The organism is Okeania sp. SIO3B5 (assembly GCF_010692555.1).
Lineage (GTDB): Bacteria > Cyanobacteriota > Cyanobacteriia > Cyanobacteriales > Microcoleaceae > Okeania.
In genome coordinates this window covers 1-14,085 of sequence record NZ_JAAHHG010000249.1, presented here as the reverse complement: position 1 = coordinate 14,085, position 14,085 = coordinate 1, and the positions used below count along the sequence as shown (strand labels likewise).

The window sequence follows — 14,085 nt, the reverse complement described above, 5'->3', positions numbered from 1 at the left end:
TACTCAGAAAGCGAAAAAATATTGTCGCTTTAAGAAGTCAGGTATTAAGTACATAGATTACAAGGATGCAGACTTCGGCCACAGGGTTTGTCCTTTGATGGTATTGAAGACTTCGGAGATTCCCTGGAAAGAGCGGAACTAGGTGGCATACTTTCTGGAGGTGAACTTTTAGCTATTGCGACAACTTTGGCTGGCGCTCGTAAGTTACGTCGGACAATTGACAATTATGAGCCAGAATATGAGTTGTCAGTTTTGCCGGAATTAGTAGCTGAGTTACGCACTTATCCAGAACTAGAACAGGAAATTCACCGCTGTATAGACGATAGGGGAGATGTTACAGACAGGGCAAGTCCCAAACTAGCGGGTATTCGAGAGAAAATGCACCATTTGCGCGATCGCATCGATGGGATACTTCGAGGCATTTTACAACGGAAAGCTAGTGCTATTCAACAACCAATTATTACTCAAAGAAGCGATCGCTTTGTAATTCCGGTCAAAGCTCCTCAAAAGGATGCTGTACCTGGTATTGTTCACGATACATCTACAACAGGTTCTACATTATACATTGAACCTAATGGAGTTGTCAACCTCAATAACCAAATGCGACAACTACAGCGTCAGGCCCAAAGGGAAGAAGAAGCTATTCGGCAAGCTATAACAGAAAAAGTGGCAGAAGTCAAGGAAGACTTGGAGCAGTTACTGATAATTGCTACTACAATTGACCTGGCCACAGCCCGCGCTCGTTATAGTTTATGGTTAGGAGCAAACCCACCTCAATTTACTGAACCAGACTCTGAGCGCCCTGTGAATATCCGTCAATTGCGACATCCGTTGTTAGTTTGGCAACAGCAATACGAAGAAGGAAATGATGTTGTACCTATTGATGTGACGGTGAAATCTCCAGTTAAAGTTGTGGCAATTACGGGACCTAATACTGGTGGTAAAACTGTTACTCTGAAGACCTTGGGGTTAGCTGCACTGATGGCAAAAATAGGATTATTTATACCTGCTAATGAACCTGTGGAGTTGCCGTGGTTTGAACAAATTTTGGCTGATATTGGTGATGAGCAATCATTAGAACAAAGTTTATCTACTTTTTCTGGTCATGTTAGACGCATTATTAGGATTTTAGAAGCAATAGATGAGGATGAAAATCCAGAAAATTCTGGTTTATCTTCTACCTTGGTTTTGTTAGATGAAATCGGTGCTGGTACAGATCCTACTGAAGGTAGTGCTTTAGCAACTTCTATATTGCAATATTTGTCTGACAATGCGCTATTAACAGTGGCAACTACCCATTTTGGAGAACTGAAAGCTCTCAAATATGACGATGAAAGGTTTGAAAATGCTTCTGTAGAATTTGACATCAATTCTCTACAACCTACATACCGCTTGCTTTGGGGAATTCCAGGGCGTTCTAATGCTATGACTATTGCTGGCAAGTTGGGTTTAAAACAGGAGATTATTTATAGAGCGCAAGATTATGTGGGAGGAAATTCTGAGGATGTGAATCAGGTAATTGCAGGTTTGGAAGCACAAAGACAGCAACAGGAAACAAAGGCGAAAGAAGCTTCTGAGTTACTACAAGAAACGGAGTCTTTACATCGGGAAGTTTCTCGAAAAGCTGCTGCACTCAAGGATCGAGAAAGAGATTTACAGTTGTCACAGGAGGTGGCGGTACAGGAAAAAATTGCTGAGGCAAAAGCAGAAATTGCTACGGTAATTCGGAATTTACAACAGGGCCCGTTAACTGCTCGAAATGCTCAGAAAGCTACGGAAGCTATTAATGAAATTTCTGAGAAATATTTGCCTTCTCGTACTGTCCCTGTCAAGAAACCGAATTTTATGCCTAAGGAGGGCGATCGCATTCGGATTCCTAAAATTGGGCAAACAGCAGAAGTGTTGAGCGCTCCTAATGAGAATGATGAGTTAACTGTTAAGTTTGGGATTATGAAAATGACAGTTAGTTTGGCAGAAGTGGAATCTCTTGATGGTGAAAAAGCAGAGCTTTCTAAAAAGAGTAAAAATGTGGAGGCACAAAAGAGTAAGAAGTCAGAATGTAAGTCTAAGGAAATTCCAGCAGAGATTAATTCTAGTGGTTTAGCTGTTCGTACTGCTCAAAATAGTATTGATATTCGTGGAAGTCGGGTTGCAGATGCTCAAATTGAGGTGGATAGGGCACTTTCTCGGGCGATCGAATATGGTTTGTTGTGGATTATTCATGGTAAGGGTACTGGTAAATTGAGACAGGGTATCCATGAGTTTTTGCGGGATCATCCGTTGGTAGAGCGTTATGAATTAGCGTCTAGAAATGACGGTGGTAGTGGGGTAACTATTGCTCATTTGGTGTAGTGTGAGTGGGGGGAGTAGCTCACACAGATTATGGCACGGATACACGAATTCAGTTATCAGTTGTAATAGGGAGTGGCTCACACGCATTATGGCACAGATACAGGCATACGGAAGGGAGTGGGAGAGTTTCGACTTAAGTTAAAATTTGCGCAATTTAGCAATATAATACGCTCGTTCTCACACGCAAGTAGTAAGAGGGTGAAATTCGTATCTTCTGCACTAATCGCTGCTATTCGCATTTCTGGCAGTCTATCTATAATAGACATAGATCTCTCGAGAAATCCAGCTCCCTACTAGGAACGGTGTAGTAAAGGTTTGAGGACTTTTTTAGTTATGTTAATTGACAAAGACTTAAATGTAATATCATGTCCGGTTGAATAGTTATAAATAACGGAGAAGGGAGAAGGGAGTAGGGAGTAGGGAGTAGGGAGTAGGGAGAATAAAAAGACTTGTACTGCAAGTGACAGTTTTGGTTTTTTTCATCACTAATTATCCGGACATGATATAAGTATAAAGTGTAGAGATGCGGTTAGCTTAACCGTCAATGCCTGTGGATGAGTAACCGCCGACGGCCTCACAAGAAGCAGGAAGTAAACATTAATTTGTCACGTTATGTGACGCTTTATATCAGTTTTATGAAGCAGAAGTAGATATCGGGATAATTACAGCAGATTTTATCAGGCGTGAGGTATATCCTTCGCGGGCAAGATGCCCGCACTACCAACATCTTAATGTTAATATTTGTACCTTATATGCTTGAAATCTGCTGTAACAATAACTGGGGTGCTAATTTTTATAAATTCTCAAACTCAGTCAGATATTACTTTTGACTTTTGACTTTTGACTTTTGAATTGCGCGTAGCGCTATATTATTTGTCTAAAGGATGATGCTCTGCCAATAGTTTTTCAACTTTTGCTTCATCAAGTCTGGCAGTTATCCTTTGATATTCGTGATTATCTCTAATAGTTTTTGCTAGGGTAAAAGTAGAACCTACTGAGAATGTTAAACCCATTCCTAAAAAGCCTTTAATCCAATTATCTACAGGTAGGTAAAAAATGCCGATCGCTGTGCCAGAAGTAGCTAGAATAAAGGAAGCCCAAACTTGAAGTATCCATGCAGCAGTATCTTTTTGTTGAGCATATTTATTAGTCATAAAATTGTTACCTCAAATCAAAATTTTTGGCTGATTTATTCGTATTTTATATGTATGAACTTACAGTAATATTAGTAGAGTGACAGTTTGAATATAGGCACAGTTAAGCAATTAATAATTAATAATTAATAATTAATAATTAATAATTAATTCTTACCTCTCCTAGAAAAGAAGAGGATTGACTCAAAGGAAAAATTTTTCTTGTTTCTCCTTGTAGAGCGACAGCTCGCGGCGCAGCCAAGGAGAGGCTTGAAACCTTAATTATTCGGTCATTTCAGTTATTAGTTATCAGTTATCAGTTATCAGTACCTCTGCAATACAGCGCTTTTCAAATTGATGAACCACATCTTTACACATCAAACCTTGTAGGGATGTTCCATGGAACGTCCCTACTGTAGTCTACCCAAATGAAAAATGTAGAGATTTTACATTAAATATCTCTACAAGGGTTCGATCAAAGATTCATTTAATTTATCAAAATAATTGGGTCGCGCAACCCCGCATTTTAAGGCGAAATATTTTTGGAGCGAAGCTTAAATCCCCTACTTCCCCTCCTGGCTCCCCTCCTGGGAGGGGCGGGGGTGGGTTGGGGAGGGGCAGGGGTGGGTTAACTTCTGACTTCTGATTTCGTTAAGGATTTGTCTAATAATACTAAATTTGATATTAAACAGGATTTAGTATTATTAGAACTTAAGTTATCGCCAAAAATTAACTTTTCTTCTGTTGATTCTTTTGTTCCATAACTATTTCTTTCATAGCTTGAAATGAACGAGAATTTGATGCGCCTTCAATAGCTTTTACTGCTAAATCTTGAACCTGTGTCAAAGTGGAATCTAATTGTGCAGATAAATTTTTAATCCGTTGTTCTTGATTTTGAATTGTCTGTTGTAAAGATTGAATTCGTAGTTCATAAAATTGCTTTTCTCCTTCTACTTCTTTTGCCAACAAATCAGATTTAACTTTCGCCTGATAAGTACCAATATTTCGCCCATTTTCCTTGCCGTTATTAATATTAGACTCTAGTTCTTTTTTAAAGTTTTCTACCTCAGTTTTTACCTCTGCAAATTCTTTTTCTCGTTCAGAAATAGACTGTTCTCTTTCAGACCATATTTTCTCTTGTTGTTGTTGAAATTCTTCTAACTCCTTATACAAATTTTTCTTGTTTTGCTCATACTGATCGATATCTAGATTGTATTGCAAATTCAAATCATATTCATAAGTTTCTTCATCTCGTTGGCGAGTTTTATCTTGCTGTTCATTTCGTTCTTTTATGTTGCGTTGATGTTCCTGCTGTTCCTTTGACCAAGTTTGTTTACTTGACTCTATTTCTTGTTGTAATTCTTCTTGGCGATCGCTAAATTCTGTCTCGAATTCTTTGGCGCTTTGTTCATACTGTTGAATCAAATTATCTAAAGTATTTTCCTCGATATTTTCTAAACTATGCAAATTGTTTAATTGTTGAATTTCTTCTGTCACTTGCTGTCGAACTTCTTCTAATTTAGTTGCTTCTGAAGTAAGTTTTTCTGACAATTCGCTGATAGCTCCACCAAAACCACTTTGCACCATCAACAAATTTTCAATTGTGTACTGCATACTTGGTTTGTTACGAGTTTGATTTAAGTTCATAAATTTTGTCACTTCTTTTTCTGGTTGTTTTGATATTGAATTTACAGAGGTTTTAGTTGTAGTTTTACTTTCCTGACTTAGCTGATTTATTTCTGCTTCTAGGGCAGACTTTTCTTTTTTTAGTTCTGCAAAAGCTTCTAAAATTTCAGCCTTAGTATTTTTAGAATTAACTCTTTTAGCCATTTTTTTTCTCCTGTTAAATTTGCAATTTTTCGACTGAATTGAGCTGCGATATAGGTGGAAAAATCTGGTATAAATACCACCTAAATATTTATACCAATTGAAATAGCAGTCAGCTATAGCAGTTGAAGGAAAGGTGAGGACAGATCAAAAGCTTAAAGCTCAGACAAAGTAAGATTTTTCCTTCTTCCTTCTTCCTTCTTCCTTCTTTCTTCTGCTATATCAGCTTCTCAAGGTGTATAATAGGGGATTAAAACCCCCATAAAAGGCGCACCACGGGCTTTTTTAAATATAGTGGGGGACTTAAACTCTTAGATTTTTAGCTGTTAACGCAGTTCCTCTGCAAGAGGCTAGCTAAATGCTTACGAGCTACTGGATAGAGTAGACAAATCTTAGGGTTGCTGAATGACTATATGATGAATGTAGTTTATAGCTTTTATCACAGTCGAAAGAAAGGTTAAAACTCAGAAAACGTAAGATTTTTTCTTCTTCCTTCTTCCTTCTTCCCTCTTACTTCTTCCTTCTTCCTTCTTCCTTCTTCCTTTCAACAACAACTACTTAGCTTGAGCGCCGTTATTAGAACTAGCAAAAGCTCTCATAGCTAAATCTTGTGCTTGCTTCATTGCCGCTTGTAACTGAGTAGAAATATCGTTAATTTGTTCAGTTTGTCGCTGAATTGTTTCCTCTAAAGATTCAATCTTTAACTCATAACCATTCTTCATTCCTTCCCACTCTTTGGCAAATAAATCCTCTTTAACTTTTGCCTGTCTGCTTGCTTCTTTAATTGCGTCATCTTTCGCTTTCACATAAGCCTGCTTCAACTCTTCTTCAAAACCTTCAACTTTCTGTCTGTTTTCTTCAAATTCAGCTTGATTTTCTGCCAAATAACTTTCTCTTTCCTGCCATTTCTTTTCCTTCTCTTGATTTAACTCCTGTAATTCTCGTTCCAAATTTCGCTTCATTTCTTCATATTCATCGGTTTCAATTTTACGCTGGTGTTCTAATTCGTATTGATAGTCAGCAGCTTCATTTTCTCGTTGTTTAATTAACAATTGATTTTCTTCTGCAATTGCTACTTCATACTCTTGTTGTTCCTTTTGCCAAGCTTTCCGCTTAGTCGTCATATCCTTTGCAATATTTTCTTGATGTTCGTTAAAATTCCGATCTATAAATCCTAATTTTTCTTGATGTTCTTGAGTTAAAATATGCAGTGCATCAGCAACAATACGAATTTTCTGTAACTCTTGTAGATGTTGATTTTCAATTTCAATGGCAAGTTTTAACTCCTCAAGTTTAGTAGACTCTTGATGCAAATTATCTAATAACTGATTAACAATACTACCAAAATCTAATTGTAAATCAGCCAAACCTTTAACAATACTATCTGCAGTATAGGTAGCAGCAGTTTCTAGGATTTGTTTACCTTTTTCTTTCTCCGCTTCTTCCTCCTTAGTTGCTACTTTTGATGCAAGACTTTTCCTAGCATCTAAAATTTCTTCAAATGATTTCATAACTCTAAATTTGCTACTTTCTGATGCAGTTTGTGTCATTTTTTTTCTCCCTAATGTTGATGATTTTAACTAGCCCTGGGCTAACAGTTTTGGTTGAAATTCCAAACTTATAGGTGTCGGATAATTTAAGAGGGGTTGAAATCCCCTTTAAAATTGCATTTCTCTTGGTTTAATATCATGTCCGCTGGTATCGTTTGTGTAAACCCAAAGGTGAATATCTACAGGAAATTTAAGTTTTTTTCTTGCTCTTAAGTAGTCCTGACTGTTCCCTGTTCCCAGTTAAGTGTTCCCTACCCTTGCTATATAATACCGATGCTACCGGACATGATATAAATCTAAAATTAAGCTGTTTTCGGAGTATTAAGTCAGGAAATGCTAACTGCTTAAATGCTGTTTACGGAGCATTCCGGACTAAAACGCTTTTTGATTTGATATCGTTATACCAAGGGTGAAAAAAGAATGCTTTTGTGAGGTGAAACTTCAATTATTAAGTAATTAACACAAGCGCAATGACATTTTTGATAATTAGCACGCCAGTAGTTTATTAATTATTCTGATGTTTACTTCTCCCCTACTCCTCTACTCCCCTACTCCCCCACTCCCCTACTTCCCTACTCACCCTAGTTTCCGAAGCTGCTTCAAAATATCTTCATATTCTTGGGCAGTATTTAATTTTTTCCTAGTAGTTTCTGGAGCTAATGACTTGAGAATTTTCTGGCATTTTTCACAGCGATTTCCTTTCCAGCAGTAGCAATTATCTACTAACTCTAAAAGAGTCGATTTTAAGCGATTATTTTCTGTTAGTAATGCCTGGTAATTATTTTGAATAGATTCAACAACTAAACTAATATGTTGTAAATCTTGACTGAAGTTTTCCAAGTCATTAATAGTATCAGTTCTGATTTGATGCTTAACTTCTAAATTTCCCCGTAAACTATCTTCCCATTGCTGTTTTTTTGGTGTTTTTGCACCCTGATGAATCCTGAATTTAGCAATTTTACTCATTTGTACCTCTTAAAGTTTTCCAATTTTTTTTTCATCATAAAACTACAAAAACTTTAAAACTGAAAGCTGTAAATAGGTAAGCATTTCCTACGGAATGCTGCGCAAACAGCTATTAGCAGTCAGCTATTCCTACGGAATGCTACGCAAACAGCAATTAGTAATAAATAATTACTTCTAAGGTTTAGGAAGGGAACTTTAACAGTAACTTTTATTCTGTCTCAATTTCTAAATTATTTTTACCTTCCTCAAAATTAATAGCTGTTAACGCAGTTCCTCCGGAGGAGGCTAGCTAATAGCTGACGGCTGAATGCTTACGTAAATAGAGACTCCAAAAAATCATTAATATTAATATTGCGTCTCTACATATTTATCTTTTCCCTTATGGATTTAATAGCCCACCGTCAACTGCAGTGCTTAAAATTGTTTGGGGTGAGTAGACGCGGAGCGGCTTGTCAAAGACTATCCCCATACAATTTTCCCTTCTGCCTTCTGCCTCCTGCCTTCTGCCTTCTTCAAGAAGATAATGCAGCAGCTAAAGACTCATTTCCCTGTGGTAACGCTTTATCATCACTAACATTTACACTCAACAAAGAAGAGTTTTGATCGCTATTAGTATGAGCTACCATCAAACTAGCAGTTTCTTCAGCAGATAAATTATCTAAGCAAACCATTTTCCTGGTTCCTTCTAAATCAATCATTCTTGATAGATTATTTTCGTCAGAAAGCACTGCTGCTGCCTGATGAATAATTGACCAATCTGTACGTTCTTGCCAACGCCATTTTAAGCTGTAATAATTGATAGGTTTTACCACACCATTTTCATCTGGTTTTTGACCGCTATGCTTCACAAATTCAGGAAGAAAAATACCTGTTGCTGGCTCCACTCCTTGACTTTGAACTGAAGCAATTAAACGATTAAAATCATTCAAAGAACGACCTTTAATATATGTCACCATTAACACTCCATGAGGTAATTCTCCTGACTCAGCAATAAACCAAATTTGACCCCATAATGTATTAATTGTTTGACCTAAATTGCCAAAAAATTTGCTAAACTTGAGGATTGTCATTGATATTTTAGAACCATAATCTGTGTCTCCAATAACCCATTGTCCTGACTGACAATTATTACGAACTGCAATAGGAATTTCTGGTACTAATAAAGCTTGTTTTGGTTTAGCTCCAAACACATAAATTTTTGCTTTCACATTAGAATTAGACATCTTTTATTTCCTTTAATTTGATTTTTTGCCTGCCTTGAAGAAAGTGGTAGGTTATATAGCAGGGAACAGGGAATAGGCAACAGGCAACAGTGAGAAAAGTATCTCTGGTGTCTTACGGTTCTCAACATAAGTCAAACACCAACTTGTTCCTTGCTATGGTGAAACCATTGCCTATTCCCCCATCTCCGCGTCTCCGCATCCCCGCGTCTCCGCGTCTCCGTGTCCCCGCGTCTCCCCATCCCCCCCACCTCCGTTTCTCCGCGTCTCCGCGTCCCCGTGTCCCCGCGTCTCCCCATCCCCACCAACCAATTTTTTCAGCAGCCTAATTAATTAAATGTGTCGCCTTTGCAGGTTGTGGATATTGATAATCTGTAGTTGCTTCCTGCTGCGCTTTAATAATTCGCAATGCTCCCAACAAATGCTCTAACATTTCTATGTGAGTAGGAGTAAAGTGAATACTGAAGCCTTCCCCATCTCTTGCATACCCTGGGCAAACAAGAGAAGCAGAATTCTGTTCTTCATGGGTGGCAATATACAGCCAGTCTTCGTCTTCCAATTTGTAGTGTGTATCTGTCCAGGTTCTCAGCATAATGCTATCCTCCAGGTGAGCGGTACTTGTTGAGACTTTCATAAATTTACAATTAGCAAACTTGAGTATGACTCCATATATAGGGCCTAAATTTAATTGACTTAAATTTCAACCTTACCAGTAGTGTCTTGTGAGTTGATTTTTTTTTCAACTAAATTTATTGTAGCGCTAGTTGATTTTATCGTCAAGGGTTTAGTTGAAATTTTCGTCAAAGTTGCTTAAAATACTTATTAGGAGGTAAAAGCCGTGGAAAAAAGTTTTGGAAAGTTAATAAGAAAGGCCCGTAAAGAGAAAGGATATTCCCAACGAGAGTTGGCCAAATTCTTAGGAGTGGACTTTACATATTTGTCCAAGCTAGAGAACGATCGCGCCGACTATGCACCAAAAGAAGAAGTGATTCGTGGGTTAGCTAGAAATCTCGATTTGGATGAAGAGGAATTAATTTTCCTCGCTGGCAGAATTCCTCAACAGTATGAGGAAATTCTCAAGCAAAATCCAAAAGAGATGCTAGCATTGTTCCGACGAATGCAAGAAAATCCTGAATTCGCTCACAGAATATCTCAAGCTGCAACAGAAGGAGAATAAACCGTGAGTATCCTCAAACCGTATTGCTTTTATCGCAAAGAGTCGATTGAGCATAGGGCAAACGATATTCTCAGGCGAATGCATAAGACCGCAAATTTTTCTCCCAGGTGGCCTTTTGAAGCTTCTTTAGTTGCTGATTTTTTAGACTTGGGAGTTGTTTGGGATGACATTCCTCCTGATGAAGGGGGAGCGATCGCTGCCCGAATTTTACCAACCGAACGACTGATTGAACTCAATGAAAAGATTTTAGATAAGCCTCAAGGCTTTCAAGAATCAACACTTGCACATGAAATTGGTCATTGGGTGCTGCATATTAATCAGGATGAAGCAGATGGAGTTGTGAAGCAGTTAGAACTGGATTTTGGTGATTATGGAACGCCAAATCAGTCAGAACAACCTTTTGTTTGTCGGGGTGCAAGTGGCAGCAAAATTGATTCTATTGAATGGCAAGCTCAATATTTTGCAGGCTGTTTATTGATGCCAAAATCGATTCTTGAAGAGAAAAGACAAGGTAAAGATTTAACTAAGTGGTCAAATCTTTATAAAATTAAGGATGAGTTAGGCGTCAGCATTTCTAACTTAACTTACCGTCTGCAAGAGTTTGGCTGGATTTACATTCCTAAAGGTAGTCGAACAATTCATCGGGGATCTGAGGAAGTTCAAGGACAAACACAACTGTTTGGATAAATCTAAAAACTGACATAAAGAAATTAGCCAGCCTGTTTCAATGGCTGGTTGAATAATATTAGAAGTCAGGAATGGCATCGGGCAATTCTTCTTCCAGTAATCTCAGGCGAGGATATTAATAAGCAGCAATAGTTCCCATAATTGCTAATAAATCTATAACAACATCTAGAAGATCAACTCCAATGATTTTGAGATTAAGCATGAACGCAAAAAATAAGTTTTTCAATTTTACCTTCAGCTACTTACCATTACATTTCAGCAACGCCAAAAATTAAATCGTCTAGAAACCCGTTTCCCTGAGCGTTTTGCAGACATTCCTCAAGCTGTAATTAGCTACGTTGCCCAATTGCTTTCGGTATCTGTAATATCAAATCCGGTTGAATACTTATCATATATTTGGGTGTGGGAAGGGTGGGGAGTTTCCGGAGATTGAAGGCGAGAAAGTGTGGATAGAATTATAAACATATACTGTATAACCGGATTCTATATAAAATTAGGACTTAGGCAGATACGTCATATATAGCGCTCAAAACTATTGTCCAATAGTATTTGGAATCTATAAATAGTGCCTTTGCGTAAGTCCTGATTATATTTAGTCTTCTTTGGCTGTTCCCTCAATCTGTTTGGTTTGAGCGATGTTGTTGTTTTGGAGAAATTATTCAATGAATTTCCAGTCTGTAAAACCAGTAAGGTTTTTACTCGCTTTTATCGCATTCTATTTCGTTGCAGTTCCAAGTTTTCGATTACGTCAGGAATTAGAGCGACAAGCTCTTAATACTGCATGGCATCAAAGTTTGAAAGAAGGAACACCTAAAACTCAGATTTTTGAGGATTTTATCAAAGACGCTCAGGAAAATCTTAAGGAAATGGTTCAAAATGAACTGCTCACAAGGGACGATTTTATCCTCGAAACAACTATTCCTGAATGTAATCCACAAGAGGGTTCCCCCACAATATCCATAAGAGGAAGGGAAAAAAAAGCCCTTTTTGATTGTATCCGTATCCCTGACTTTGATACAGAATCGAAAACCGACTACAAAAAGCGATATGAGCAATCAAAACAAGACATTGTTGTTCGTCAATTTGACCACATAGTGCGTGGGCAAAGTAGTGATTTAGCCTCGAAAAAAGGTGAAGACGTTAGTCTAGAATATAGCACAATATTTATTGACAATCTCACAGGCGATCCGAATTTTTTAGATCGACTACCTGGATTCAGAATAGACACTGTGTACCTATTTGATGAAAAAAATGGTGTTATAGCTGTTTATCCTGGTACTCAAGAAGGAGTTTACAATAATAGGAGAATTGACTACAGGGAGCGCCCTTGGTATAAATCTAGTATAAGTCAATATGAGACTGTTTATTTGAAAAATTTTTCTGAAGATACATCAGGACTTACTGGAATTTTCATTGATATCACTGATATTGTTACGCCCATTGCAATAAGAACACTCTGGTATCGTTTTAAAGATATTGATGGAAATCAATATGTATTGGCATTTGATATGTTCTTTGATGAAACAGATCCTATTGTTTTCAGTAATTCTTTTCTTTCCTTTTTCTGGTTATCGACTCCCTTTGAATGGATGATGTTGGTGTTAATTGCATTGCCTTCATCACTAATACTAAGTTTGCTGTATGAAAAGTTGGCAAAAAGATTTCTGCCAGACACTGATTCTTTCAGTAATTTGTCTGGAATTAGGTTTACTCTGATAAAAGAATACTATGCTACTTTGAATGATGAGAATATTTCATTCAATGATACTAATGTTACGATAAGCCTTTCTTCTGTACAAACATCCAAAGGAGTAAAATTATCGCTTCAAGGAACAGGTATGGAAGGTAACATTGAGCGAATCGCGCAACAGAATCGTCAAGAAGAAAAAGCTTATAGCTATAGCTTCGATCACCAATACAGTTTGAAAGTCGGTCCCGTCAGACCAACCCATAAAGCTGTACAGATTTGGCAAGCTGAACGGGAACCCCACCTGGGTAAATCACATATTGTCGGTCATGTGGTTGCAGACTGGAAAACTAATAATACCGTCAGTTCATCGGGAGAGTTGTCAATTAAGTCAATTTTTTGGAATAAAAAGGAGGAGGTATACCTTCCTTCTTTCCAACGCCAACTAAGAGATCATCTCCTTACTGGTGAGACGGGAGAACTTACTTTGGTTCCTGATACGCAATATCAAAAAAGACAAAGCATCCCAGCTTTGTTAAGCGATATTGATCCTGATAAGCTGGAGACAGTTCCTGAATTGAAGCAAGTGATTGATAATAGCTTTGATCTTGAGCAGGGACGCTTTTTTGTCTCACAACTGGAGACGGTAGAAACGCTTTATGCTTTAGGTAATGTCAAGGCTATATATTCCATTCCTTTTGTCCGCAAGATTATAACCAAGGGACAGCATGATTTTTTCATGAGAACAGCAATGGATACTGATCGAGAAGAGTTTCGCTTCGTGCTTGAGCATGAAGCTCATCACTTCAAGAATAAGGTATATAATCATCTCAATCCAGATATTCAAGATGACTGGAAAAACGAATCACCATTCCAGATCATGGTACATCAGCGCAGTAATACAGAGAATGTCATCCTGGAGCAAGAGGGGTTTTCGCTGATTTACATCAACAATGTGTTAAGGTTTGTACTGTACTCGTTGTCTGATGATACATATTCAGGAATTGGCTGGGTTAGCTGGCGCAAAGTCGATCTTGAGTTTTTCAAAACGCTTTACGATTATCAGCGTTCAAAAGGCAATTCCCTCAAAACAGTGAAAAGTTACATTGAGGCGTAAAGCGAATATTCATGTCATATCATATCATGTCCGGTAGCATCGGTCTTGTATAGTAAATAGGCAAAAGGCAACAGGCAATAGGCAACAGGCAACAGGCAACAGGCAAGAAAAACACTTAAATTTCGGCATTGCTGAATTGAAGTATGAATGCGCGATTGTTTGGTTCTGGTTAAGCCCCCTAAATCCCCCAAAATTGGGGGACTTTTAGAGTTTTATTCCCCCCAAAATTGGGGGGCTAGGGGGGCAAAATCATACCCAGAATCAGCAACGCCTAAATTTCCTGTAGATATCAAGGCTAACTTTTACACAAACGATACCAACGGACATGATATAATTCCCATTTCTACTGTCTCCTGTATCCTGTCTCCT

Annotated in this window: 11 protein-coding genes; 4 read left to right on the top strand and 7 right to left on the bottom strand. The window is 37.9% G+C overall.

The genetic code is table 11. The features are described from left to right. Nucleotides 1-87 precede the first annotated feature (87 nt). Nucleotides 88-2,352, top strand: a complete 2,265-nt coding sequence (locus F6K54_RS26350; protein ID WP_293084123.1) for an endonuclease MutS2 — start codon at nucleotides 88-90, stop codon at nucleotides 2,350-2,352. A gap of 869 nt (nucleotides 2,353-3,221) precedes the next feature. Here the strand turns inward: F6K54_RS26350 and F6K54_RS26345 are convergent. The 7 genes from F6K54_RS26345 to F6K54_RS26315 form a co-directional block, all read right to left on the bottom strand. Beyond that, nucleotides 3,222-3,506, bottom strand: coding sequence for a YiaA/YiaB family inner membrane protein (locus tag F6K54_RS26345; protein WP_202220606.1), 285 nt, complete (start codon nucleotides 3,504-3,506; stop codon nucleotides 3,222-3,224). Nucleotides 3,507-4,214: 708 nt separating this feature from the next. Next, on the bottom strand, nucleotides 4,215-5,315 hold the full coding sequence (locus F6K54_RS26340) for a hypothetical protein (protein WP_293084115.1): 1,101 nt from the start codon (nucleotides 5,313-5,315) through the stop codon (nucleotides 4,215-4,217). Nucleotides 5,316-5,866: 551 nt separating this feature from the next. Next, the gene (locus F6K54_RS26335; protein ID WP_293084112.1) at nucleotides 5,867-6,862 is read right to left on the bottom strand and encodes a hypothetical protein; all 996 of its coding nucleotides are present in this window, start codon (nucleotides 6,860-6,862) and stop codon (nucleotides 5,867-5,869) included. 576 nt (nucleotides 6,863-7,438) lie between these two features. After that, entirely contained in the window at nucleotides 7,439-7,828 is a 390-nt protein-coding gene (locus tag F6K54_RS26330; RefSeq protein ID WP_293084109.1) for a hypothetical protein, read from the bottom strand. Between the two features lie 512 nt (nucleotides 7,829-8,340). Then, the gene (locus F6K54_RS26325) at nucleotides 8,341-9,051 is read right to left on the bottom strand and encodes a hypothetical protein (protein WP_293084106.1); all 711 of its coding nucleotides are present in this window, start codon (nucleotides 9,049-9,051) and stop codon (nucleotides 8,341-8,343) included. Nucleotides 9,052-9,182: 131 nt separating this feature from the next. Next, nucleotides 9,183-9,347, bottom strand: a complete 165-nt coding sequence (locus F6K54_RS26320) for a hypothetical protein (protein ID WP_293084103.1) — start codon at nucleotides 9,345-9,347, stop codon at nucleotides 9,183-9,185. Nucleotides 9,348-9,373: 26 nt separating this feature from the next. Then, entirely contained in the window at nucleotides 9,374-9,640 is a 267-nt protein-coding gene (locus F6K54_RS26315; RefSeq protein WP_293084100.1) for a hypothetical protein, read from the bottom strand. 246 nt (nucleotides 9,641-9,886) lie between these two features. Here F6K54_RS26315 and F6K54_RS26310 point away from each other — a divergent pair, with 246 nt between their 5' ends. The 3 genes from F6K54_RS26310 to F6K54_RS26300 all read left to right on the top strand — a co-directional run bounded on the left by F6K54_RS26310 (nucleotide 9,887) and on the right by F6K54_RS26300 (nucleotide 13,716). Continuing rightward, nucleotides 9,887-10,225, top strand: coding sequence for a helix-turn-helix domain-containing protein (locus F6K54_RS26310; protein ID WP_293084097.1), 339 nt, complete (start codon nucleotides 9,887-9,889; stop codon nucleotides 10,223-10,225). Between the two features lie 3 nt (nucleotides 10,226-10,228). After that, nucleotides 10,229-10,912, top strand: a complete 684-nt coding sequence (locus tag F6K54_RS26305) for an ImmA/IrrE family metallo-endopeptidase (protein ID WP_293084094.1) — start codon at nucleotides 10,229-10,231, stop codon at nucleotides 10,910-10,912. A gap of 662 nt (nucleotides 10,913-11,574) precedes the next feature. Then, nucleotides 11,575-13,716 (top strand): hypothetical protein, encoded by a 2,142-nt coding sequence (locus F6K54_RS26300; protein ID WP_293084092.1) that lies wholly within the window; start codon nucleotides 11,575-11,577, stop codon nucleotides 13,714-13,716. Nucleotides 13,717-14,085 lie beyond the last annotated feature (369 nt).

Bases quoted from the DNA above. Each gene is read 5' to 3' on its own strand.
- F6K54_RS26345 (WP_202220606.1), bottom strand. From the start codon at position 3,506: ATGACTAATAAATATGCTCAACAAAAAGATACTGCTGCATGGATACTT.
- F6K54_RS26340 (WP_293084115.1), bottom strand. From the start codon at position 5,315: ATGGCTAAAAGAGTTAATTCTAAAAATACTAAGGCTGAAATTTTAGAA.
- F6K54_RS26335 (WP_293084112.1), bottom strand. From the start codon at position 6,862: ATGACACAAACTGCATCAGAAAGTAGCAAATTTAGAGTTATGAAATCA.
- F6K54_RS26330 (WP_293084109.1), bottom strand. From the start codon at position 7,828: ATGAGTAAAATTGCTAAATTCAGGATTCATCAGGGTGCAAAAACACCA.
- F6K54_RS26325 (WP_293084106.1), bottom strand. From the start codon at position 9,051: ATGTCTAATTCTAATGTGAAAGCAAAAATTTATGTGTTTGGAGCTAAA.
- F6K54_RS26320 (WP_293084103.1), bottom strand. From the start codon at position 9,347: ATGGGGAGACGCGGGGACACGGGGACGCGGAGACGCGGAGAAACGGAG.
- F6K54_RS26315 (WP_293084100.1), bottom strand. From the start codon at position 9,640: ATGCTGAGAACCTGGACAGATACACACTACAAATTGGAAGACGAAGAC.
- F6K54_RS26300 (WP_293084092.1), top strand. From the start codon at position 11,575: ATGAATTTCCAGTCTGTAAAACCAGTAAGGTTTTTACTCGCTTTTATC.